Source organism: Streptomyces sp. NBC_00448, assembly GCF_036014115.1.
In the GTDB taxonomy this organism is placed as follows: Bacteria; Actinomycetota; Actinomycetes; order Streptomycetales; family Streptomycetaceae; genus Actinacidiphila.
In genome coordinates, this window is sequence record NZ_CP107913.1 from 9,438,978 (window position 1) to 9,461,828 (window position 22,851).

General features: G+C 74.1%; 20 protein-coding genes. 10 read left to right on the plus strand and 10 right to left on the minus strand.

Annotated features, from left to right (window positions below):
* Positions 1-127: 127 nt before the first annotated feature.
* The 6 genes from tgmA (at position 128) to OG370_RS40560 (ending at position 5,184) form a co-directional block, all read left to right on the plus strand.
* Entirely contained in the window at positions 128-382 is a 255-nt protein-coding gene (tgmA, locus tag OG370_RS40535; RefSeq protein WP_328473419.1) for a putative ATP-grasp-modified RiPP, read from the plus strand.
* A 4-nt stretch (positions 383-386) separates the two neighbouring features.
* Complete coding sequence (gene tgmB, locus OG370_RS40540; protein ID WP_328473421.1) at positions 387-1,355, plus strand: ATP-grasp ribosomal peptide maturase; 969 nt, start codon at positions 387-389, stop codon at positions 1,353-1,355.
* Complete coding sequence (tgmC, locus tag OG370_RS40545) at positions 1,352-2,515, plus strand: ATP-grasp peptide maturase system methyltransferase (protein ID WP_328473423.1); 1,164 nt, start codon at positions 1,352-1,354, stop codon at positions 2,513-2,515. The genes tgmB and tgmC overlap by 4 nt, the downstream gene beginning before the upstream one ends.
* Before the next feature lie 68 nt (positions 2,516-2,583).
* Positions 2,584-2,901: a DUF6087 family protein gene (locus tag OG370_RS40550; RefSeq protein ID WP_328473424.1), complete on the plus strand. Its 318-nt coding sequence runs from the start codon at positions 2,584-2,586 to the stop codon at positions 2,899-2,901.
* Between the two features lie 430 nt (positions 2,902-3,331).
* Positions 3,332-3,799, plus strand: coding sequence for a MarR family winged helix-turn-helix transcriptional regulator (locus OG370_RS40555; RefSeq protein ID WP_328473426.1), 468 nt, complete (start codon positions 3,332-3,334; stop codon positions 3,797-3,799).
* Positions 3,796-5,184 carry an MFS transporter gene (locus OG370_RS40560; protein WP_328473428.1) on the plus strand — a complete coding sequence of 463 codons (1,389 nt, stop codon included), beginning with the start codon at positions 3,796-3,798 and terminating at the stop codon, positions 5,182-5,184. The genes OG370_RS40555 and OG370_RS40560 overlap by 4 nt, the downstream gene beginning before the upstream one ends.
* Before the next feature lie 96 nt (positions 5,185-5,280).
* Here OG370_RS40560 and OG370_RS40565 read toward each other — a convergent pair whose 3' ends face one another.
* Entirely contained in the window at positions 5,281-6,171 is an 891-nt protein-coding gene (locus OG370_RS40565; RefSeq protein ID WP_328473430.1) for an inositol monophosphatase family protein, read from the minus strand.
* 288 nt (positions 6,172-6,459) lie between these two features.
* Between OG370_RS40565 and OG370_RS40570 the strand changes: the two genes are divergently transcribed.
* Positions 6,460-7,005: a GNAT family N-acetyltransferase gene (locus OG370_RS40570; RefSeq protein ID WP_328473432.1), complete on the plus strand. Its 546-nt coding sequence runs from the start codon at positions 6,460-6,462 to the stop codon at positions 7,003-7,005.
* A 76-nt stretch (positions 7,006-7,081) separates the two neighbouring features.
* Here OG370_RS40570 and OG370_RS40575 read toward each other — a convergent pair whose 3' ends face one another.
* Positions 7,082-7,432: a DoxX family protein gene (locus OG370_RS40575; RefSeq protein WP_328473434.1), complete on the minus strand. Its 351-nt coding sequence runs from the start codon at positions 7,430-7,432 to the stop codon at positions 7,082-7,084.
* A 243-nt stretch (positions 7,433-7,675) separates the two neighbouring features.
* On the opposite strand from OG370_RS40575, the gene OG370_RS40580 reads away from it, so the two are divergent.
* The 3 genes from OG370_RS40580 to OG370_RS40590 all read left to right on the plus strand — a co-directional run bounded on the left by OG370_RS40580 (position 7,676) and on the right by OG370_RS40590 (position 12,696).
* Positions 7,676-8,623: a LysR family transcriptional regulator gene (locus tag OG370_RS40580; protein ID WP_328473436.1), complete on the plus strand. Its 948-nt coding sequence runs from the start codon at positions 7,676-7,678 to the stop codon at positions 8,621-8,623.
* 162 nt (positions 8,624-8,785) lie between these two features.
* Positions 8,786-10,189, plus strand: a complete 1,404-nt coding sequence (locus OG370_RS40585; protein WP_328473438.1) for a glucose-6-phosphate dehydrogenase — start codon at positions 8,786-8,788, stop codon at positions 10,187-10,189.
* 98 nt (positions 10,190-10,287) lie between these two features.
* Positions 10,288-12,696, plus strand: a complete 2,409-nt coding sequence (locus tag OG370_RS40590; RefSeq protein ID WP_328473440.1) for an outer membrane protein assembly factor BamB family protein — start codon at positions 10,288-10,290, stop codon at positions 12,694-12,696.
* Positions 12,697-12,726: 30 nt separating this feature from the next.
* On the opposite strand, the gene OG370_RS40595 is transcribed toward OG370_RS40590, so the two are convergent.
* The 8 genes from OG370_RS40595 to OG370_RS40630 all read right to left on the minus strand — a co-directional run bounded on the left by OG370_RS40595 (position 12,727) and on the right by OG370_RS40630 (position 22,828).
* Entirely contained in the window at positions 12,727-14,436 is a 1,710-nt protein-coding gene (locus tag OG370_RS40595; RefSeq protein ID WP_328473442.1) for a glycoside hydrolase family 9 protein, read from the minus strand.
* 78 nt (positions 14,437-14,514) lie between these two features.
* Positions 14,515-15,102 (minus strand): hypothetical protein, encoded by a 588-nt coding sequence (locus OG370_RS40600; protein WP_328473444.1) that lies wholly within the window; start codon positions 15,100-15,102, stop codon positions 14,515-14,517.
* A 229-nt stretch (positions 15,103-15,331) separates the two neighbouring features.
* A complete protein-coding gene (locus tag OG370_RS40605; protein ID WP_328473446.1) occupies positions 15,332-16,792 on the minus strand; it encodes an aldehyde dehydrogenase family protein in 1,461 nt (486 codons plus the stop codon).
* 154 nt (positions 16,793-16,946) lie between these two features.
* Positions 16,947-17,840, minus strand: coding sequence for a BadF/BadG/BcrA/BcrD ATPase family protein (locus tag OG370_RS40610; protein WP_328473448.1), 894 nt, complete (start codon positions 17,838-17,840; stop codon positions 16,947-16,949).
* Positions 17,837-18,856 (minus strand): SIS domain-containing protein, encoded by a 1,020-nt coding sequence (locus OG370_RS40615; protein ID WP_328473450.1) that lies wholly within the window; start codon positions 18,854-18,856, stop codon positions 17,837-17,839. The genes OG370_RS40610 and OG370_RS40615 overlap by 4 nt, the downstream gene beginning before the upstream one ends.
* Complete coding sequence (locus tag OG370_RS40620) at positions 18,853-19,971, minus strand: Gfo/Idh/MocA family protein (protein WP_328473452.1); 1,119 nt, start codon at positions 19,969-19,971, stop codon at positions 18,853-18,855. Before OG370_RS40620 ends, OG370_RS40615 begins: the two co-directional genes overlap by 4 nt.
* Entirely contained in the window at positions 19,968-20,720 is a 753-nt protein-coding gene (locus OG370_RS40625; RefSeq protein ID WP_328473454.1) for a sugar phosphate isomerase/epimerase family protein, read from the minus strand. The genes OG370_RS40620 and OG370_RS40625 overlap by 4 nt, the downstream gene beginning before the upstream one ends.
* Positions 20,717-22,828: a primary-amine oxidase gene (locus OG370_RS40630; RefSeq protein WP_328473456.1), complete on the minus strand. Its 2,112-nt coding sequence runs from the start codon at positions 22,826-22,828 to the stop codon at positions 20,717-20,719. Before OG370_RS40630 ends, OG370_RS40625 begins: the two co-directional genes overlap by 4 nt.
* Positions 22,829-22,851: the final 23 nt, after the last annotated feature.

Below are 22,851 nucleotides of genomic sequence, written 5' to 3' on the forward strand. Positions count from 1 at the left end.
TCAAGCGTTTGCAGTCCCAGGACTGATGACGGGCTCACGGAGGCCGCCCTCCACAACGCACCCCGCGGACAAGTCCCGAAACATCAGCCATTCCGTTACCCGCCCGCCCACAAGAGGAGAGCACCCTGTGAAGACCATCGCCGAACAGCCCACCGCGCCCTGGGGCTCCCGCCGCCTCGCGCCGTACCCCACCACCATCCGCCGCCCGCACTCCACGGTCGCTCTCGACCCCGCCACGCAACTCGGCGTGTTCCGCGACCGGACCGGCCAGGTCGTCGAGATGGGCGCGCACGGCACCAGCAAGGGCACCGAGACCTCGACAATCACGAACTCGGACTCGAAGAACGATCAGGGCCACGACCAGGACTCGCAGCAGGACTGACGACGTGACCGAGGACCGGCCGGTGTTGGTGGTCACCGAGGCGGACGACCTGACCGCCGACATGGTGATCACCGAACTCAATCGGCGGAACGTACCCGTGGTCAGGTTCAACCCCGCCGACATCGGCGCCGACCTGACCGTCTCGGCTCGGTTCAGCACCCGCCCGGCCGCCATGACCGGGCGAGTGCGCACCCCGTCGAGGAGCGCTGATCTGACCCGGGTCCGTGCGGTGTACTGGCGCCGCCCCCAGTGGCCCGCCTTCGCCCACCTGCAACCGGACGACGCCCGCTTCGCGGCCACCCAGGTCCGCTTCGGACTCGGCGGCATCCTCTACGCCATGGACCGCCCGCTGTGGGTGAACCACCCCCTTCAGATCGCCGCCGCCGACTACAAGCCCGCCCAGCTCGCCCTCGCACAAAGCCTCGGACTATCCGTCCCGCCCACACTCATCACCAACGACCCGGACGAGGCAAGCGAGTTCATCACCAGCACCCCAGGCGACGTGGTGTTCAAAACGCTGCGCTGGACCCCGTACACGCGGGACGGCGTACCGGTCACCGGTTGGGCCGAACCCGTGTCCGCCGGCGAGATCGACGAGAGCATCCGCGTCGCCCCGCACCTGTTCCAGGCCCGCGTGGACAAGATGGCCGACATCCGCGTCCTGGTCGTCGGCCGGCGGACCTTCGCCGTGCGGATCAACTCCACCCTCCTGGACTGGCGCAGGGACTACAGCGCCCTCACCTACACCGTCGAGCACATCCCCGACCGGGTGACCACAGCCCTGCGCACCTATCTCGAAGTCCAGGGTCTGGTATCGGGGAGCTTCGACCTCGCAGTGGACCGGGCGGGCAACTACTGGTGGCTGGAGCTGAACCCGAACGGCCAGTGGGGGTGGCTGGAGACAGAAACCGGCTTGCCGATGTCCGCGGCCTTCGCCGACCTGCTCACCGAAGCCCGAGGAGAACGCCGATGACCGACTCGACACGCCGACGCCGCCGCCTGGCCGAGCGGCTCGCGGCCGACGGGGTACTCGTATCACCCTTACTGCGGGCGGCCGTTGAGGCCGTACCGCGCGAACCGTTCCTCCACCCCGGCGTGTTCCTCGACGAAGGCCCCGTGTGGAGGCCCGTCACGGCCTCCGGTACCGCCCCGGCCGCATGGCTGGAGCGCGCGTACCGCTACGACACCCTCACCACCCAACTCGACGGCCACCTCACCGCCGACCAGACCATCGAACCCGTGGCGGGGGTGCCCACCTCCTCCTCCACCGCCCCGGCCACCGTGATCCGCATGATTGAAAGCCTGGACCTGCAACCGGGCCACCGGGTACTGGAGATCGGCACCGGCACTGGCTATTCCGCCGCCCTGATGTGCCACTACCTCGGCGCGGACAACGTCACCACCGTCGAACTCGACCCGCAGGTAGCGCAGCGCGCGGACACCGCCCTGGAAACGCTCGGCTACTCCGCCTGGACCGTCACCGGCGACGGCCTCCTCGGCCACCCCCGCAACGCCCCCTACGACCGTGTGATCGCCACCTGCGCCGTCCGCCGCATCCCGCACACCTGGGTCCGCCAGACCAAGCCCGGCGGCACCATCCTCGCCACCATCGGTTCCTGGCCGTACGGAACCGGCCTGGCCAAGGTCACCGTCGACGACGACGGCAACGCCGAAGGCCGCATCATCGCCCGTTCCTCCTTCATGCAGGCCCGCGCCCAAGCCGTGGTGCCGATCGCCGGCGACCTGTCCGCCCGGACGGCCTACGTCGACAGTGAGCGGAAGACGACGGTGCCGCCGACCCTGCTCGACGACTGGATGCCCGCGTATGTCGCCCAACTCGCCGCCCCCAGTGCCCAACTCGTCCGCGCCACTCTCAGTGACGGGACCAAGCTGCTGTACCTCTTCGACCCGGAGCGCGAGTGCTTCGCCGAGTTCACCGCCGACGGCAACAACTGGACGGCGCGGCAGGGCGGCCCTTTGCCTCTCTGGGACACGATCGAACAGGCGCTCCTCGCCTGGCAGGCGGCAGGCCACCCCGAGATCGACTCGGTTCGCCTCCGCGTCACGCAGGCGGCGCACCGCTACTGGATCGACGGAGCACCGGACCTGCGCTGGGAGCACCGCCTCGACTGAGACGAGAAGGGCCTTCACGGAGGCACTACCCTCGTGCATGAGTGGCTGTCGAATCATGGAGAAGCGGAATGGACGACGAACCGCTGACCGAGTGGGCGGAACGCCGCGACGCCAAGATCGGACGGCTCCGCGCGCTCCCGCTGCTCCCCGGCGACGGCCCACGAGCAGGGCACGTGAACCCCGAGGCCCCTCGCCTGATCCAGCGGTGGAACGGCCACACCTGGGAGCCCCACGCCGTCGCGGCCAACCTCGCGGAAGCGAAGCGCATCCTTCATCCCGCGGCCCACGAACCACCCGCCCAAGCCCCGCTGCCGACACCGAACCCCCTCCGCGCCGGCACCGGAAAGCACCGTAAGTCCCAGACGCCGGGGCCCAACGAGCGCTGACTCCCGCCCGCCGGAGCCGCGTATCGAGCAGCGGTGGCGGAGGTCTTGTCCCAGGCGTGCTGGGGGGCAGCGGGATCGCGCTGAGCACGTCGTACAGCACGGTGAAGGTGCTCGGCATCCCGCGACTGGTCCTGGCCCGGGGGCGGATCGTGGCCGTGGTGGGGGAGAACGGGGTGGAGAAGTCCGCCCGCGGCGCCCGGCCGACGCGGTCGAGGCGGGGATCGGCCTCGTGCCGGAGGACCGCAAGGTGCAGTCGCTGCTGCCGGCCCACTCGGTGCGGTGGAGCGCCGGGTTGACCACCCCGCGCCGGATCGGCACCCGGGGCGGCGTGCTGCGGCCCCCGGGCGGACAAGGAGCACGCGGCCCACCGCGTCCAGCCCTGCTCGCTCGGAGCCCTTGGCTATGTGGGATAGCTATGTAGAATAGGGGTATGGAGGATCGTGAGGTGTTGCGGCTGCGCGCGCAGTTCAAGCAGCTTCAGCGGCGGTTGCGGCGCGAGGCGGGGCCGACGCATGGGGTGTCGAGGACGGCCCGGCAGGTGCTCGCGGCGGCTGATCGGCTGGGGGGTGCGCAGCCGCGCGGGCTCGCGGAGGAGCTGCAGATGACCAGTTCGAACGTGGCGGCGGCGCTGCGCGAGTTGGAGGGCGCGGGGTTCGTGCGGCGCAGCCGGGACGAGGAGGACGCGCGGCGCGTGCTGGTGGCGGTCACCCCCGCCGGGAGCGCGGCCGTCGCGGACGCGCGCAGCCAGCGCGACACGTGGCTGGGTCGGGCGGTCGAGGCGCTGCTGGACCCGGAGGAGCAGCGCGTGTTGGTCGCGGCGGGCGAGCTGCTGGAGCGGCTCGCCGAGTTCGAGCTGCCCGAAGGTGCGACGCCGGGCCGGACAGCGGGCCCGACGTGACGGGCGCGACCGGCCCTTCGCAGCCCCCGCCCCAGCCCCAGCCCCCGCCGCCGGGACCCGAGCCGAGCGGCCCCCGTACAGCCGCCGCACGCGCCACCGGCGACGGGCCCGGCCACGGCGACCTCGGCGACTACGGCAAGGGCGCGGCGCGCGCACACCGGCTGCCGCGCGCCTTCAGCTCGCTGTCGATCCGCAACTACCGCCTCTACTTCTGGGGCTACGCGGTGTCGATCGCGGGCACCTGGATGCAGACGCTGGCGCTCGCGTTCCTGGTGCTGCGGCTGACCGGCAGCGGCGCCGACCTCGGGATCGCCACCGCCGCCCGCTACCTGCCGCTGGCACTGCTCGGCCCGTTCGGCGGCCTGATCGCCGACCGCTACGACCGGCGCCGCCTGCTGTACGTCACGCAGTCCGCGTCCGCCGCGGTCGCGCTGGCCTTCGCGCTCATGACGGCCCTGGGCGCCGCGAGCTTCACCGGGGTGGTCGCGCTGTCGCTGGCGCTCGGCGTGCTCACCGTGGTCGACAACCCGGCCCGGCAGAGCCTGATCGGCGACCTGGTGCCGCGCGAGCGGCTCGCGAACGCGGTCACCCTCAACTCCGTGTCGGTCAACCTCGCCCGCGTGCTCGGCGCGGCGGCCGGCGGCGCCCTCGTCGCCGGGGCCGGCCTGACCACCTGCTTCGTGCTCAACGCCGCGTCGTTCGCGGGCGTGCTGGTCAGCCTCGTCCTCATGCGGCCCGCCGAAATGAACCCCGTCGACCGCCCGCCCCGCGAGAAGGGCCAGGTCAGGGCCGGCCTGCGCTACGCCTTCCGCACCCCGGCGCTGCTGCTGCCGCTGGTGATGATCACGGTCACCGGCGCGCTCGCCTACGAGTTCCCGGTCACGCTCCCGCTGGTGGCGCGCGGCGCCCTGCACGGCGGCGCGGGCACCTACGGCGCGATGGCAGCCGTCATGGGGGTGGGCGCGGTGATCGGCGGCCTCGTGACCGCCAGCCGCGGCAACCCCCGGCGCAGCAGCACCCTCGCGTTCGCCGCCGCCGGCTGGGGCGTCGCCATCACCGCGGCCGCGTTCGCCCCGACGCTGCCCTGGGAACTGCTCGCGCTGTTCTTCGTCGGCTACGGCAGCATCAGCTTCAACTCGCTGTCCAAGACCGCGCTCCAGCTCGCCGCGGCACCCGCGATGCGCGGCCGCGTGATGGCGCTGTGGGCGCTGGCCTGGGGCGGCACCACCGTGGTCGGCGGGCCGCTGGTCGGCTGGGTCGCCCAGGACTTCGGCAGCCGCTGGTCGCTCGTGATCGGCGGCGTGCCGACCATCCTGCTGGGCATCCTGATGCTCCCGGCGCTGCGCCGCATGGACCACTCGGCCGGTCACGGGGCCTCCGCGTAACCGATGTCGTCGGGACGGCGGTGACGCGGAAGCGCCGAGCGCGGGCGGTGATGCGCTAGCGCCGAGCGTGGGCGGTGACGCGGAAGCGCCGAGCGCTCAGGCCACCTCGCCCTCCGCCGCCAGCAACTCCCACAGCGCGTCGTACACCCCCGGCGCCGCCACGACGACGCCCGTGCCCGACAGGTCGGGTGGCAGCGGGAACGGCTCGGGCAGCAGGTTCCCGCGCCGCGCCCCCGCCTCCGTGGCGATCAGCCCGGCCGCGGCCACGTCCCAGGGCGCCAGGCTCTCGGTGTGCGCGTCGAGCATGCCCGTCGCGACCAGCGAGATGTCCAGCGCGGGCGAACCCGCGCGCCGCACGTCACGGCAGTTCAGCAGCAGCCGCCGCACCCGCTCCAGCACCGCGTCCAACTCCTCGCGCCGGTGCGGGAATCCCGTGCCCACCAGGGCGTCGCCCAGCACCGACGTGTCCGCGACCGCCAGCCGCGACCCGTTGCAGCGTGCCCCGCCGCCCTTCACCGCGGTGAACGTCTGCCCCAGGAACGGCGCGTGCACCGCGCCCGCCCGCACCACACCGTCGACCGCGAAGGCCACCGACACCGAGACGTACGGGTAGTCGTGCGCGAAGTTCGTCGAGCCGTCCATCGGGTCCACCACCCACACCGGACCGTCGAACATGCCCTCCCGCCACCCGTCCCAGGTCTCCTCGCTGACCATCCGGTGCGCGGGGAAACGCGCCGCGAGCACGTCCCTGATCAGCGCGTCCGCCCGCAAGTCCGCGTCGGTGACGATCTCGTGGCCGTCCTTCGGGCGTCCCCGCGCCGCCTGCGTCCCGCGCAGCCGCCGCAACAGCCCGCCCGCCGCCCGCGCGGCCCGCTCGGCCAGCACGGCGGCCGTCGCGTCGTCCGCCCCGGCCGCCGGGTCCGCGGAGCCCGCCGCGTCCGCCGAATCCGCTCCACCCGTTCTGCCCGCGCTGCCCGTCCCGGCCATCCCGACCTTCCCCCTCGTCCCGTCCCGCCCGGCCGGCCCCATGCGGAGCCGCGGACCGGACCGTGCCACCACGTCGTCATTGTCAACGACGGGACCGCATTGTGAGATGCCGCCTGCTGTGTATGCTGCGGGCGCGGTCGGCACGGACGCGGGAAAGTACCACCGGGAGCCGTACGACCCGCACCCGCGTACGAATCCGGCGGGGGTGGCCGCGACCACCGCATCCGGGTCCACGCACACCCCGCGGGCGGACGCCGCCCGACCGGACACCGCAGAAGGAGCAATGACGTGGCGATCGACCGGGCCCGCGCCGGGTGCCTGGCCCCGCTGCCGTTCGAGACCGGCCGTCTCGACCTGCTGCCGTTGGAGCCCGGGCACGCCGGGGAGATGGCGGGCGTGCTCGCCGACCCTGCCCTGCACCACTACATCGGCGGCGAGCCGGCCACCCCCGAGGCGCTGCGGTCGCGGTACGAGCGGTTGGCCGCGGGTTCGCCCGACCCCGCCGTGGGCTGGCTGAACTGGGTGGTCCGGCTGCGCGCGGACGGCTGCCTGGTGGGCACCGTCCAGGCGACCGTCGGCATCGAGGACGGCGGGCAGGTCGCCGAGATCGCGTGGGTGGTCGGCACGCCGTGGCAGGGCCGCGGCATCGCCACGGAGGCCGCGCGCGGGCTGGTGGACTGGCTCGCCGGGCAGCGCGTTCCGACCGTGATCGCCCACATCCACCCGGACCACGCCGCCTCGGCCGCCGTCGCCACCGCCGCCGGGCTCGCACCCACCGGCCAGTGGCACGACGGCGAGGTGCGCTGGCACGGGGCGACGGCCGCCGACAGCTAGGACAGGCGTACGCCGGAGGACGCGCGCGCCGTGGAGGGCGCGCGCACCCGGCGTCGCTCCGGGGCGGGCGCCGCGCTCAGCGTGCGACGGCCAGCGCGAGCGAGGCGACGGCCAGCGCCAAGTAGGCGGCGGGGAAGGCGATGTTGGCGAAGACGCGGGTCTTGATGTGCACCGCCATCGCGCCGACGAAGTACAGCACGAGTCCGATCGCGGCGGCGATGCCGATGGGCAGCACGCCCAGCAGTCCGAGCAGCAGCCCGACCGCGCCGGCGCCCTTGAGCGTGCCGAGCGGGCGGGCCCAGGACGCGGGCACGCCCACCCGCGCGGAGTTGGCGAGGACGAAGTCCGCCTTCGCGAGGTCGGCGACGGCCATGCCGCCGTTGATCGCGATCGTGACGGCGGTGATAGTCGCGTAGGCGAGGTACACGTACGTCTCCTGTTCGGTGGGTCCGGTACGGGGGTCCCGTCCGGTGCGGCGGTAGGGCAGCGAGGCGGTGGGGTGGAGGGCGGCGGACGGCTACCGGGCGTCCGACCGCACGGCACGTGGAGACCGCGGGGAGCGCCGTCGGCGGCGGGCTCCGCTCCTGCGCCGGAACCCCGTCCACCCGCACGACCCACCCTGGTCGAACCCCCAGTTGCCGTCCAATACCTGCATCTATAACCTGGCGGAATGGATGTGGACACGCGGTTGCTGCGCTATTTCGCAGCCGTGGCCGCCGAGGGGACGCTGACCCGCGCCGCGGAGCGGCTGTACGTGTCGCAGCCCGCGCTGACGAAGCAGATCAAGCAGCTGGAGAACCAGCTCGGGATGCGGCTGTTCACCCGGTCCCGGTCCGGTATGGCGCTGACCGAGGCGGGCCGCGCGCTGGCCGAGCGGGTGCCCGCGCTGCTGGCCGACTGGGACCGCGTGCTGCGCCAGACGCAGGCCGCGGAAGGACGGGCGGCGCGCGTGCTGCGGGTTGGCTTCCTGGCCAGCGCGGCCAACGAGGCGACGCCGTCCATCGTCGCGGAGTTCGCCCGCCGCCGGCCCGGTTGGCGCGCCGACCTGCGGCAGGCGTCCTGGTCGAACCCGACCGCCGGGCTGGCCGCGGGCGAGGTGGACGTCGGGCTGCTGCGGATGCCCTTCCCGGACCAGGACTCCTACCGGTGGGAGGTGCTGTTCACCGAACCGCGGTGCGTCGCGCTGCCGTCCGCCCACCCGCTGGCCTCGCGCACCTCCATCGCCTTCCGCGAGTTGTGGGACGAGCCGTACGTGGCGGCGAAGGCCGAGACCGGCCAGTGGCAGGAGTACTGGACGGCGGCCGGTGAACGCGACGGCCGCCCGGTCCGGATCGGCGCCGTCACCGACCAGCCCGACGAGTGGCTCAGCGCGATCGCCAACGGCGACGGCATCGCGCTCGCCCCCGAGTCCGCGGCCCGCTTCTACGCACGGCCCGGCGTCACCTACCGCCCGGTCACCGGCGTGAGTCCCAGCCGGGTCTGCGTGGCCTGGGCGCCCGCCGACGACGGCGATCCCGTCATCCAGGACTTCGTCCGCTGCTGCCTCGACGCGATACCCGACGCCCCCGAAGAGCCGGACCCCGCTCCCTACCCGGACCCCGGTCCCGACCGTCACTGAACGCCAGAACGCCCCACACCGCCCCCGTACCGGCCGCCCCGTTCCCCGCTCCCCGGCGAGCCTTCCTGGTGATCCGCCCCGCCAGGGCGCACCCTGGAAAAAGGGCGCGCGTGTGCCCGGCCCGGCGCGCGCCAGGCTCCGCAGCACCGGGAGGACCGCGTGATGACCCCCACCGAGCAGCCGAGAGCCGCGGACACCCTGGTCGTGTTCGGCATCACCGGCGACCTCGCCCGCAAGATGACACTGCGCGCCCTGTACCGGCTCGAAAAGCGCGGCCTCCTCAGCTGCCGCGTCATCGGCGTGGCCAGCAGCGAGATGACCACGGCCGACTTCGTCGCGCAGGCCCGGGACCGTATCGCCGCCACCGGGCAGCAGATCGACGACGGCGTCTTCCGGCGGTTCGCCGAGCGCGTCACCTACCTGCACGGCGACGTCACCGACCCCGCGCTCTACACGCGGCTCGGCGCGGAGATCGGCCCCGGCCACTCCGCCCTGTACTACCTCGAAATGCCGCCCCAGCTCTTCGGCCCCATCGTCGAACAGCTCAGCGTCGCCGACCTGTTGTCCGACGCACGGGTCGCCGTCGAGAAGCCGTTCGGCCACGACCTCGCCTCCGCGCGCGCCCTCAACACCCGCCTGCGCGCCGTCCTGCGCGAGGACCAGCTCCTGCGCGTGGACCACTTCCTCGGCAAGGAACCGGTCATCGAGCTGGAGTACCTGCGCTTCGCCAACCCCGCCCTGGCCGGCCTGTGGGACCGCGACAGCGTCTGCGCCGTACAGATCACCATGGCGGAGGACTTCGGCATCGAGGACCGCGGCGCGTTCTACGACCCCGTCGGAGCGCTGCGCGACGTGGTCCAGAACCACCTGCTCCAGGTGCTCGCCGCCGTCGCCATGGACCCGCCCGCCGACGCGGGCGCCGACAGCCTCAGGGACCGCAAGGCCGAGGTGCTCAAGGCCGTACGCGCCGCCGACCCCCGCCACAGCGTCCGCGGCCAGTACGCCGGTTACCGCGACACTCCCGGCGTGGCCGCCGACTCCGACACCGAGACGTACATCGCGCTGCGGCTGGAGGTCGACAACTGGAAGTGGATCGACGTCCCGTTCTTCCTGCGCGCCGGGAAGAACCTGCCGGTGCGCAACACCGAGGTGCGCCTCGTCCTGCGCCGCGCCCCACGGCTGGCGTTCCTGCCCACCCCCCACCAGGCCGAGCAGAACCAGATCGTGCTGCGGATCGACCCGGACCCGGGCGTGCGCCTGCAACTCGTCGCCCAGGGCGAGCAGACCTGGCGCCCGCTGACCCTGGACGCGTCCTTCATGCGGGAACTCGGCGAGCCCTTCGAACCCTACGAGCGCCTGCTGCACGGCGCCCTCGTCGGCGACCACAGCCTGTTCACCCGGGAGGACGGCGTCGAGGAGGCGTGGCGGATCGTCCAGCCCCTCCTCGACGACCCCGCCCCGCTGCACCCCTACGAGCCCGGCACCTGGGGACCCACCGAGGCCGACGCGCTCGTCCACGGCCGCCCGCCGTGGCACGAGCCCTGGACCGCCGGCTTCGACTCCTGACCCCACCCCGCGGGCCTGGTCGGCGCAGGATGCCGATCTGACATGATGCGCTGTCAAGTACCCGGGGACAGCTGCCGTGTCGCAAGGAGGAGCGGGCCGTGTTCGACGTCCTGGAACCAGAGGACCCGCACCAGGTCGGGCGGTACCGGATCGTGGCGCGGATCGGCGCGGGCGGCATGGGGCAGGTGTACCTGGGGCGTTCGCCCGGCGGGCGCCCGGTCGCGGTGAAGGTGGTCCGGCCGGAACTGGCCCGGGACGGTGACTTCCGCCGCCGCTTCGCCCGCGAGGTGACGGCCGCCCGGCGCGTGAACGGGGCCTTCACCGCGGGCGTCGTCGATGCCGACCCCGACGGGGCGCCCGCGTGGCTGGCGACCGTCTACGTCTCCGGGGTGTCGCTGGGCGAGGCGGTGGCCGAGCACGGTCCCTGGCCCGCCGAGCCGGTCCTGGCGCTCGGCGCGGGTCTCGCCGAGGCGCTGGAGGCCATCCACGCGGCGGGTGTCGTCCACCGCGACCTGAAACCGTCCAACGTGCTGCTGGCGCCCGACGGACCCCGGGTGATCGACTTCGGCATCTCGTCGGCGAGCGAGGCCAGCGCGCTGACCCACACCGGCATGACGATCGGCACACCCGGCTTCATGTCTCCCGAGCAACTGACCGGGACGCCGGTCGGCCCGGCCGGCGACGTCTTCGCGCTCGGCGCGGTCCTGGCGTTCACCGCCGCCGGCATCGGCCCGTTCGGCACCGGCACCCCGCACGCCCTGCACTTCCGCGCGGTGTACGAGCAGCCCGACCTCTCCGCCCTGCCGGCCGAGGTGCGCGACCTGGTGGCGGCCTGCCTGGCGAAGCGGCCCGAAGACCGGCCGGAGGTGGGGGAGTTGCTCCGCCTGATGGGCACGCGAGAGGACCGGGCGGCGTCCGACGCGACGCTGCTGCTGACCGAGGGCTGGATGCCGGACGCGGTCAACCGCTTCGTCCGGGAGCGGAGCGCGGCCGCGTTGCCCCGCAACCAGGGCGCCGAACCGGCCGCGGCTCCCGAGCCGTCGTCGCCGTCGACCGGGGACGCGCCTGCGGGGCACAGCGAGGCCCCGGCTGCGGGGACGACTCCGACTCCCCGCCCCACTCCGACCGTTGCGGACGCCGCCTCCGCGCCACCGCGGGGTACGGCCGTACCTCCCGCGGCGCCGGACATACCCCACGCGCCGACGCTGCACGCTGCCGCCGAGCCGCCGGCCGCCCCCGCTCCCGCCCTGCACGAGGCGCTCACCCAGCCCGGCGACCGGGCTGCCCCGGGCCTCGTCCCGCCGCAAGCTCCGGACCACCCGGCACCCGACCCGGCACCACCGGTGATTCCGTACCCCGGCGTCGTTCCCGGCCCCCTCTCGCGGCGCAGCGCCCTGCTCGCCCTGACCGGCGTCGCGGTGGCCGCCGGAGCGGGCATCGCCCTGTGGAAGGCCAACGACGACGGTTCCGGCTCGGCCGGCTCGCCCTCCGCCGGAGGAGCCCCCACCACCGGACCGACCCCCTCCACACCGAAGCGCACGTTCCGACCCGGCCAGAAGCGCTGGCAGTTCATCGCGCGCGACCAGGTGGAGACGACGCCGACCGTCGTCGGCGGCGTCGTCTACTTCGGCAGCAACGACCACAACTTCTACGCCCTCGACGCCGCGACGGGCAGGCAGCGCTGGACCTTCGCCGGCGACGGCCTGATGCGGTCGACGGCGGCCGTCGCCGACGGCCTGCTCTACGCCGGCAGCGACGACGGCAACCTGTACGCGCTGGACGTCACGACGGGACGGAAGCGCTGGGTCTTCCGTACCGGCAACCTCATCGACTCGTCGCCCGTGATGGTCGACGGGGTGCTCTACTTCGGCAGCGCCGACGCGAACCTGTACGCGCTGGACGCCGTCACCGGGAGCAAGCGCTGGAGCCACCACTTCCCGCACGACGGCCTGATCACCCTGTCGCCCGCCGTGGCCGGCGGCCTGGTCTACATCAGCACGCTGGACCACTACCTCCACGCCTTGGACGCGGCCACCGGCAAGGTGCGCTGGTCCTTCCTGACCGGCCACGTGGTCGGCTCGTCGGCCACGGTCGCCGGCGGCACGGTCTACTTCGGCAGCCTCGACCACCACCTGTACGCGCTCGACGCCGTCAAGGGCACGAAGCGCTGGGCCTTCGATGTGGAGGGGGTGAACTCCACGCCCACGGTCGCCGGCGACGCGGTCTACTTCGGCGCCGACGACCAGCGCCTGTACGCGCTCGACGCGAGGACGGGCGCCAAACGCTGGGCCTTCCGCACCGGCGACCTCGTCGACTCCCGACCGGCCGTGGCGGACGGTGTGGTGTACACCGGCAGCGCCGACAGCCACCTCTACGCGGTGGACGCCGCGACGGGCAAGCAGCGCTGGGCCTTCCCCACGAACGGCCCCGCCTGGTCCCCGACCGTGGCGGACGGCGTCGTCTACGTCGGCAGCAAGAGCGGTCTCTTCTACGCCGTGCAGACCTGAGCGCCCGCGGGGCCGCCCGGGCGCCCGGGGTCAGCGTGCGGCGGCCACCGCGAGGAGGAACCAGCCCGTGTGCGGAATCCACTGCTCGGCCCACCGCCACGACTCCTCCTCCGGGGCGTTCGCGGGGAGGAAGGCGATGTCGTCCTCGTCCGTCCAGCCGGAGGTGATGCCGTTGACGATGCCGCCGGGCAGGTTGGGGAAGTCCGAGGCGTAGTCCACGTTGCCGCGTCCGCGGCCCTGAAGCATGCACGCCTGGAAGGGATTTCGGCCGGTGATCCACGCCAACTGGTCGTCGGCGAAGTCCAGCAGCCGCTCCCGGTCGGCCGCGGACACGCCCTCGGCGCCGGCGCAGAAGGACGCCGCCGCGGCGAGCGAGGCGATGGTGGCGTTCTCGCCCTGCCACCAGTAGCCGGTCTCGTTGGCGTGCGGGAAGAAGAACGCGTCACGGTCGGTGCCGCCCGCAGGGCGCACCCGCTGCCGCGGGTAGCCGAACGGGTTCGGCACCGCGGAGGTGCGGGCGAGCGTGTCGAGCATCGCCCGCACCGCCAGCGAACGGGCCTCGCCGGCCTCGGGGGAGTCGGGGAGGACGGCCGCGAAACGGAGCAGGGCGAGGACGGGCAGGCCCGCCTCCACCGCGTGGAAGAAGGGCCGCCCCTCCGCGTCGGCGGTGAACCAGCCGGGCCCGCCGCCGTCCGGCCGTACGTACCGGCGCACCAGCAGCCGTGCCCGGCGCCGGGCCGCCGCGACCACCGGGGCGCCGGCCGCGACCAGTTCGCAGGCCGCCAGCAGCGCCGCGTAGTCGTCGACCACCGTCTCGGTGCCGTCGTCGAGGTACTCCAGGTTGTGCGCTTCGAGGTGCGCGAAGCCGCCCAGCGCCGCGTCCAGGTACTGCGCGCCGGTGAAGTCGCCGTGGTCGTCGAGGGTGGAGGCGCGGGCCAGCGCGGCGATCGCGAGGCCGCCGCCCTGCCGGTACGCGGCCTGGTAGCCGTCGGTACGGACGCACTCCGCCAGCGGCGCCGTCACGAACCGCTCGTCCAGCCGCTTGGTGAGCGCGTCGAAGACGCCGGTGTAGAAGTAGCCCTCGGGGGCACGGAAGCGGACCAGGAAGTCGGCGCCCCACAGGGCCTCGTCGCGCAGCCGGGCGCCGAGCGAGCGGACCAGCTCGGGATGCCGCTCGGCGAGCACGTCCCCGGCCGCCGCCAACGCCCAGGCGCACAGCGGGATCTGCTGCGGGCTCATGGTGCGGGTGTAGGTGAGGTGGCTGAGGAACTTGCTCGGGTCGCCGCTCGCGTCCAGCCAGCCGCCGCTCGCGTCCACCTCCCGCCCGCTGTCGTCGGCCCACAGCCGCGCGTGCCGGTCCTTGCGGTCGATCTCGCCGCTGGAGCGCATCGCCCGGAAGTACGCGAGCACGTCGGACATCGTCTGCCGCTGGAGCCGGTCCGGGGCGATCTCGAACGGCTCCGAGACCGTCTCGCGCCCGCCGCCGTCCACGATCCGCACGGTGTACGTGCCGGCGGGCAGGTCCCGGGGGAGCGGGACGCGCGCGAAGGGCCCCGCCCGCCAGCCCGGGACGGCACCGACCGGGCCCGCGGTGAGCGGGTGGGGGCCGCCCGGGCCCAGGAGTTCGGCCACACGCGGCGCGCGGCCGTCGGGCAGCACGGCGACCACGGCCTTGGCGGCGGCGAGGCCGTGGCCCAGGTGCGCGGTCAGGATCGTCGCGGAGTCATCGGTCGAACGCACCCTCGGGTACCGCCCCTTCCCTCGTGCCGCCCGGACGTTCCGGGCGGCGGTGGTTGTCAAACGTACGCAGCTGCGCCGTCACGCGAGCATCGCCGCCATCGCGACGACCATCGCGGCGCTGCCCGCCTCGTGAAGCAGCGCCGCGGCCGGCCCGGGATCGTCCGGCCCGGGATCGGCGCGCCCACGCCCGGGTGCCGGGCCCGCGCCGGAGCCCGCCAGCGCGGCGACGTGGACGCCCGTCCGCGCCACCAGCCAGCAGGCGACGACGAACACGAAGAACCGCACGTCGTACGCCCCCTCGCCGCCGGGCATCCGCATGCCGGGGCGGTGGCCCGCCGCCCCGGTGAGCCCGGTGAGCCCGGTGAGCCCGGTGTGCCCGGCGGACCCGGGACGGGCGACCGCCGCGGTCAGCAGCGCCATCGTGGCCAGGTCCACGACGGCCGCGGTCCGGCCGCGGCACGGGCCGGCCAGCGCGGTCCACACCCCGGCCCCCGCGACGGCGCAGGCCCCCGCCACCAGCGGCGTCCCGCACACCCCGCAGGCCATCAGCGCCATCACCACCGCGACGACCGCGGCCGGCCCCCAGGCCCGGGCCCGGGCGGCGAGCCGCTCGGCCAGGCACATCCCCGCTCCCACGAGCCCGACGGCCATCGCCACTTCACTCATCGTGCCTTCCGCTGGGTGGGAGGGACCGGCGACGCGGACGACGGACCGCCCGCGCACGCGGAACGTCGGAACCGTCGACGTCGTGACTGTTGACGTCGCGGCGGCCCGGAACTCAGCGGTGCCCGACCGACGGCGGGCCTACGCCTGACCTACGGAGGGTCTCCGGGCGGGCCCGTGCCGGTGGTGGTGCGAAGGGCCGGCCCCGGAGGACCGTCGGCCCGGCCAGGCCCTAGTACGGGTAGTGGACCGGTTCGCTCGCGACCGTGCGCCAGCGGCGCTCGGTGAACTCCTCCAGGTTCGCGTCGCCCCCGGCCCGGCCGCCCAGCCCGGAGTGGCCGATCCCACCGAAGGGGGCGAGCGGTTCGTCCTGGGGCGTCGCGTCGTTGACGTGGACCATCGCGGAGTTCAGGCGGCGGGCGACCTCGGTGGCCCGGTGGATGTCGGAGCCGACGACCGAGGAGACCAGGCCGTAGCGGGTGTCGTTGGCGAGTTCGACCGCCTTCTCGGCGCCGTCGACGACCGCGACCGGCGCGATGGGCGCGAAGATCTCCTCCGTCCACAGCGCGGAGGCCGGATCGACGTCCACCACGACGGTCGGGCGGAAGAACCGGCCCTCGTTGGTGCCGCCGGTCAGCACCCGCGCACCGCCGGCCACCGCCTCGTCGAGCAGCCGCCTGGCGCGCGCCAGTTGGACGTCGTTGATGATCGGACCGAGACCGGTCTGGTCCCGGAAGGTGTCGCCCACGGTGATGGCCGCGGCGCGCTCCGACAGGTTGCGCAGGTAGGCGTCGGCGACCGCGCGATCGACGATGTGCCGCCCCGCGCTGATGCAGGTCTGCCCCTGGTAGTGGAAGCTCGACCACGCCCCGATCATCGCGGCCTGATCGACGTCGGCGTCGGCCAGGACGACGAGGGCGTTGTTGCCGCCGAGTTCCAGCGAGGTCTTCTTGAGCAGGGACCCTGCGGTGCTCGCGATCTGCCGCCCGACCGTCGTCGAACCGGTGAAGTGCACCATCGCCACGTCCGGGTGCTCGACCAGCCTCCGCCCGACCTCCTCGCCGCCGGGCAGCACCTGGAAGACGCCGGCCGGCGCCCCCGCCTGCTCGAACAGCTCCGCTATCGCCAGGCCGCCGGACAGCGGCGTCTCCGGCGAGGGCTTGAGCAGCACGGTGTTGCCGAGCGCGAGCGCGGGTGCGATGACCCGCATCCCCAGCACCAGCGGGAAGTTCCACGGCGTGATCGCGGCGACCAGGCCGACCGGCACGCGCTCGCCCACCGAGAAGCGGCCCGGGTGCCCGGTCTGCAGCACCTCGCCGACCGGCCGGGAGGCCAGCGCCGCCGCCTCGGTCAGCTCGCCGACCGCGGAGGCGATCTCGTAGTCGGCCTTGCCGGCGATGCTGCCGGTCTCCCGCACGATCAACTCGCGGAAGCCGTCGGCGTGTTCGAGGGCCGTTGCGACGCCGCGGAGGATCGCTGCGCGCTCGGTGTACGGGAGCGCCGCCCATGCGCGTTGCGCGGTCACCGATGACGCCACGGCGGCGTCGACGTCGGAGGTGCCGGCGTCGCCGGCGACGCCGAGCAGCTCGCCGGAGGACTTGTCGCGGACCTGGAGGGTGCCTCCGGCGGTGGGCGGGTGGAATCGTCCGTCCGTGTAAATGGCTTTCGACCATGGGGGGTTGTGCGTTGCCATGTTCGGCTCCTTTCGGGGTTCATACGTGCTCCGGGGTGCCCTGTGCCCCTGACCCTCCGGGGTGCCCCGTTCTCTCGGTTCCGGGACCTTGTGCCCGGGGAGTGGCTTGTCGCGCAGTTCCCCGCGCCCCTGGTCGCCGGGCACGCCCCTTGGGTCAGGGGGCCGTCAGCCGGGACTTGGCCAGCGCCACCGCGCCGGCGACCGGGGGGACTTCCAGCAGACGGAGCGTCAGATCGGGTTGGGCCGCGGCGAGGTGGGAGCGTAGGCCGTCGGCGAGGAGGGGCTGGGCGAGGACCACGCCGCCGGCGGCCACGACGGTGCGGCCGGTGGCGCCGCGCGCACGCAAGCGGTAGACGAGCGAGGCCAGTTCGGCCGCGGCCACGTCCACCACCTCGGCGGCGAGCGAGGAACCCGCGGCGGCCGCGGCGAAGACCGCGGGCGCGGCGGGGCCCCAAGTCGCAGGCGTGGGGGAGTCGTTGACCGCGCGGGCGAGCCCGGGGGCGTCGGCCACACCGTAGTGGGCGAGGAGCGCGGAGAGCAGTCCGTCGTCGGGCAGGCCCATGTCGTGTGCGGCCAGCGCCGCCTTCGCCGCCTCCCGTACGATCGCCGGCGCGCTGCCCTCGTCGCCGAGCACCCAGCCCCAGCCGCCGGCGAACAGGACGGTGCCGTCGGCGCCGGTGCCCACCGCGATGGAGCCGGTGCCGGCGATGACGCCGATCCCCTGCTCCAGACCGGCGGCCGGCACCAGCAGCGCGGCGTCGTTGACGACGCTCGCGGGCACCGCGAGCGCTTCGAGGGCCGCGCCGAGGTGCGCGCAGTGCTCCTGCGTGTCGCAGCCCTGCGCGCCGACGCCGAGGGCGGCGACCTCGTCGCCCGCGGGCAGCACGGTGCGCACCCGGTCCAGCAGCCAGCGCGCGGCGTGCCGGACCGGGGCGGCCTCCCAACCGGTGGAGGGCAGTTCGACGTCGGCGCGGACCGTGCCGTCCGGGGCCGCGACCCGGATCGCGACCTTGGTGCCGCCGATGTCGGCGCCGACCAGGACCCTCATACCGTCGGCCCCCCGGTCACCTTGATGTCGGCGTTGTGGAACACGAACTCCTCGATGTCCACGGCGCGGACCTCGGCGACGGCCTCGACGAGGATCTGCGCGACCAGGATCTCCAGCACCGCGCGCTGCGCCGCAGGCAGCCGCGGCACCCGCACCGGGTGCAGCCTCGGCCGCTTCTCGGGCGGCGCCGAGGTGACCAGCACCACCGGGTGCCCCGCGGCCGCGAGGGTGTCGGCCACGGTGTGCTCGCGCTCGTCGCCGAAGACCACGTGCACCCCGCCGCCGGCCGACTCCATCGCGCCGTGCAGGTACTGGCGGGTACTCATCCCGGTCGAGGGGATACGGACGACCTCGCGGAAGAGCAGCGCGGACGCCTCGGCGGAGCCCACCGCGGGGCCGGCGCCGACGAAGTCCGCGGAGGTGGCGGTCGCGAACAGCGGGGCCAGCGCCCGCACCTGCTCGCGCAGTTCCTTCTCCGTCGCGGCGAACAGTGCGCCGAGCCGGGCCCAGCCCTCGTCCGGCGCGCCGCCGTCCCACGCGTCGGCGAGCATGCCGAGCGCGGCGACGGTCGCGGTGTAGCCGATGGTGGAGGCGTAGCTGTCGGGCACGCTGCCGATGTCGAGCACGCCGGTGGCGATGTCCGCGATCGGCGAGGGGGTCATGTTGACCACGGCGTGCCGCAGCGACGGCTCGACGGATTCGAGCACGGCGAGCGTCTCGGAGCTGCGGCCGCTCTGCGAGACGCCGAACACCGGGTGCCGGCTGGCGGGGAACGGCAGCGGGTGGTCGCCGGCGCCCAGCCGCCAGGAGTGCACGCCCCGGCTGCGCAGCGACCACACCGGGGCGCAGGCGGCCGCCAGGCTGGCGCCGATCCCGACGAACACCGGTCCCGGGCCGGTGAGCAGCCCGGCCGTGGCGAGCGAGGCCACCGACGGGGTCAGCCGGGCGATCGCGGCTTCCAGTTCCTCGCCCTGGGTCGCGCGGGCCGTGGCGTAGGGGAGGTATCCCTCGCTCATGTCTGCTCCGTTCCGTCGTAGGTCCGTGTGGTGGGGTCCCACTGCGGTGGGATCGGGGGCACCTCGGGTGCGCTGCTCGCCACCCGCACGGGTGCGCCGAGGTCGACGGACTCCTCGACCGCGAGCATCACGTCGAGCACGTGGTACGCCAACTCGCCGCTGGCGCGCGGGCGGGTGCCGGACCGCAGGGCGCGGGCCAGTTCGAGGACGCCGACGCCCCGGCCGCTCGGGACGCCGACGGCGGGCACCGTGGTCCACGGCGCGCCGGGCGTGGTGTCGGTCAGCAGCCGGGTGTCGCCGTCGAAGCCGCTCACCGGCACCTCCATGACACCGTCGGAGCCGGTGATCTCGAAGAGCTGGCGGCGCAGCGGCGAGTCGAAGCTGTAGACGGAGGTGCCGACCGCCCCGGAGGCGAAGGTGGTCACGACGCTGACGTGGGTGGGCACCTCCACCGGGAAGGCGGTGCCGGCGTCCGGCCCCGCGCCGATGATCCGCTGCGGGCGCGGGCTCTGGCCGCTCGCGCTCACCGACACGACCGGGCCCAGCAGTTGGACCAGGGCGGTCACGTAGTAGGGGCCGATGTCGAAGAGGGGGCCTGCGCCCTTGGCGAAGAGGAACTGCGGCCGCGGGTGCCACAGATCGGGCCCGGGGCCCTGCATCAGGGTGAGCACCGTCCTGGGCGTGCCGATCGCGCCCTCGGCCAGCAGCCGGTGGGAGGTCTGCACGCCGGGGCCGAGCACGGTGTCGGGGGCGTTGCCGACCACGACGCCCGCGGCGGCCGCGGCGTCCAGGACGGCGCGGGCGCTCGCCCGGTCCAGGGCCAGCGGCTTCTCGCCCCACACGTGCTTGCCCGCCGCGATCGCGGCCAGCGCGACCTCGGCGTGGGCGGCGGGGACGGTCAGGTTGACCACCAGGTCCACGTCGTCGCGGCGCAGCACCTCGTCGGTGGTGCCCCAGGCCGGTACGCCGTACGCCTCGGCCTGCGCGCGGGCGCGGGCGGGCACCAGGTCGGCCACGGCGGTGACGGCGAGGTCGGGGTAGCCGGTGAAGGCATCGAGGTACTGGGCGGAGATGTCGCCGGCGCCGACCACCGCGACCCGCACGGGCGCGCTCATGCGGCACCCCCGGCCAGGAAGTACGCGGCGTTGCGTTCGACCAGCGGCCAGACGTCGCTGTGGTGGGCGACCACCTCGACGACGGGCAGCTCCACGTGCGCAGCGGTCAGCGCCAGCACCTCGTCCATCCGGCCGGCCGTGTCGACGCCCAGCACCGGGCGGTCGTTGCCGGGCTCCCGCTCGTGCACCACGTGCAGATGGCGCACCCGGTCGCCCAGGCGCGGCAGCAGCTCGAACACGTCGGCACCGCCCACCCCCGCCCAGTAGACGTCGACCTCCAGCACCACCGTGGGATCGAGCAGCCCGGTGAGCACGTCGTAGACGGGCACCCCGTCGATACGCTGGGCGAACTCGAAGTCGTGGTTGTGGTAGCCGATCCGGATGCCGCGCGCGGCGGCGGTCTGGGCCGCGGCGTTGAGCGCGTCGGCGAGGCGTTCCACCCCCGCACGGTCGGCGATGCTGCCCGGGTCGACGTACGGCGTGATGACGCAGCCGATGCCGAGCGCCTGCGCGGCGTCCAGGATGTCCGCCACGTCGTGCCGGAGCACCGACGCGTGGGCGGTCGCCGCGCTCAGCCCGGCGTCCCGCAGCGCGGCGCCGAGCCGCTCGGTGTCGCCGAGGATGTCGTACGGCTCCGCGTGGGTGAAACCGAAGCCCGCCAGTCGCGCGAGGGTACGGTCGAGGTCCGCGGGTCCGATGTCGTCACGCACGCTGTAGAGCTGGATTCCCAGCGGCTGCGCGGTCGTCATGCGCCGGCCTTTCCGTGGTCGTGGTCATGGTCGTGCTCGTGGTCGTCGTGGTGGGTTCCGTGGTCGTGGTGCGGGCCGTGCCGCTCGCCCGGATCGCCTTCCCCGGGCGGGTGGTGGCCGCCGGCGTGGCAGTGCGCGGCGGTGGGGGCCGGGATGTCCAGCGTCGGGTTGCGGTCGAAGAAGCCGTACGGCTTGAGCGCGAACCCGGCGGAGTCGACCGGCATCACCGGCCAGTCCTCGGGCCGCGGGAAGTGGGTCAGGCCGAAGGTGTGCCACAGCACGATGTCGGTGTCGTCCACCGACCGGTCGGCGGCGGTCCATGCGGGCAGCCCGCCACCGCCCTGGTGCATGTTGACCAGGTCGCCCGCCGGGTACCGCTCGTCCGGCGCGTACGGCGTCACCCACAGGTGCCGGGTGGCGTACGTGGCCCGCCGGTGGATGTCGGAGTCGGCGTCGGCGAGCAGCACCGGCCGTCCCTCCGGGTGGAGTTGGTAGCCCACCGGGTTGCCCAGCCGGTTGGTGACCGAGGGGTTGGTGACCACCCAGGACCGGTTGCGGGTGTTGTCGGCCAGGCGCTGCGCGCCGGACTCGGTGCGCAGCCGGGTGACGGTCTGGGTGAAGCCGGTGCCGGTCGGGTTGCTCGGCCCGCGCGGCACCGCGGCGGACTCCACCTCGTCCACGGCGTTGCCGGTGCCGTCCACCGCCATGTCCAGCCGGGCGCTGAACAGGTGCTGGTGGTACGGCGCGCCGAGGCCGGGGGCGAGTTCGGAGGCGTAGGCGTAGCCGGGGCCGGGGTAGCCGGAGGTGAAGACGACACCGGTCGCCTTGACCTCCAGCTCGATGGCGCCGTCGAGCGAGAAGTACCAGTAGAAGCCGTAGTCGTAGTTGCCGACGGTGACGAAGAAGGAGATCACCAGGCGCCTGCCCCGGCGGGACTGGGTGGAGCCGTTCCAGTTGTCGGAGTGCTTCCACAGGATGCCGGTGTCCTCCTCGTGGATGCAGATCGCCTGCGGGACGACGTGGACGCCGCCCTCGCTGTCGGCGAGCACCGCGTCGAGGTAGGTGATGTCGCCGACGCAGTCGCAGCCCAGTTCCAGGGAGTTGGCGAACCCGCCGAGCAGGTACTCGCCGCAGTCGAAGAAGTTCTGGAACCAGCGCTGCGGGCTCGGGTCGCCGTAGGGGACGACCATCTCGGCCAGGGAGGCGCGGTAGAGCACGGGACGGCGGCGGCCGGCGTCGTCGATGCCGATGTTGTGCAGCACCAGGCCCTCGCGCTGGTCGAAGCCGACCTGGAGGGACCAGCCGAGCCAGTCGATGACGCCGTTCTCGTCGATGGTGAAGCTCGGGCCCTCGGGCTGGGTGATCTCGATCGGTTTCAGCCCGGCGCGCGGCGGCTGCCCGACCCACCGCGGGTCGTGGTAGTTGCCGTCCTCCTCCGGTACCGGCAGCTGCGCGACGTCCAGCACGTCGAGGACCTCGCGGGTGACCACGTCCACGACGACGGTGACGCCGTCGACCGGGTGCGCCCAGCCGAGGTCGTCCGGAGTCTTCTGCACGAAGGTGAAGCAGCGCTGGAGGCGGCGGCCGTCCTCGCCCGCGCCGGGCACGCCCGCGGACAGCGGGTTGACCCGCAGTCGCGTCACGTCGGTCAGGCCGCGCCTGCGCATCGCCGCGAGCCAGCGCTCGTCGCGGTGCACGATCTCCTCCACCAGCGGGAACTCGGCGAGCACCACCGGGACATGGCCGTCGGTGGCGGTGTCCAGCACGCGGGCCGACACGATCCGGTCCTCGCCGGGGCAGGCGACGACGTCGTGCGACAGGCCGGTGCGCAGGTCGATCAGCATGGCGCGGAAGCGGCGCGGGGCGATCGCGCCGGCGAGCAGCTCGCGCTTGTCCTGCTCGGCGAGGCCGAAGTAGGACACGTGGGTGTCGGGGCCGATCAGGCCCTCGCGCCGGAGCAGCGCGGTGCAGGCGGTGATCTCGTCGGGGCGCGGCGAGGCGAGGGCGCCGGCCAGGGCAGGCGCGTCGTAGGCGTCGGCGCGGCCGGTGGCGCCGGCGGCACTGCCGTCGGGGCCGCCGCGCGCGGGCGGTGGTGTTGCTGTGGTCACGGGGGCTCCGCTTCTGCGAAGGG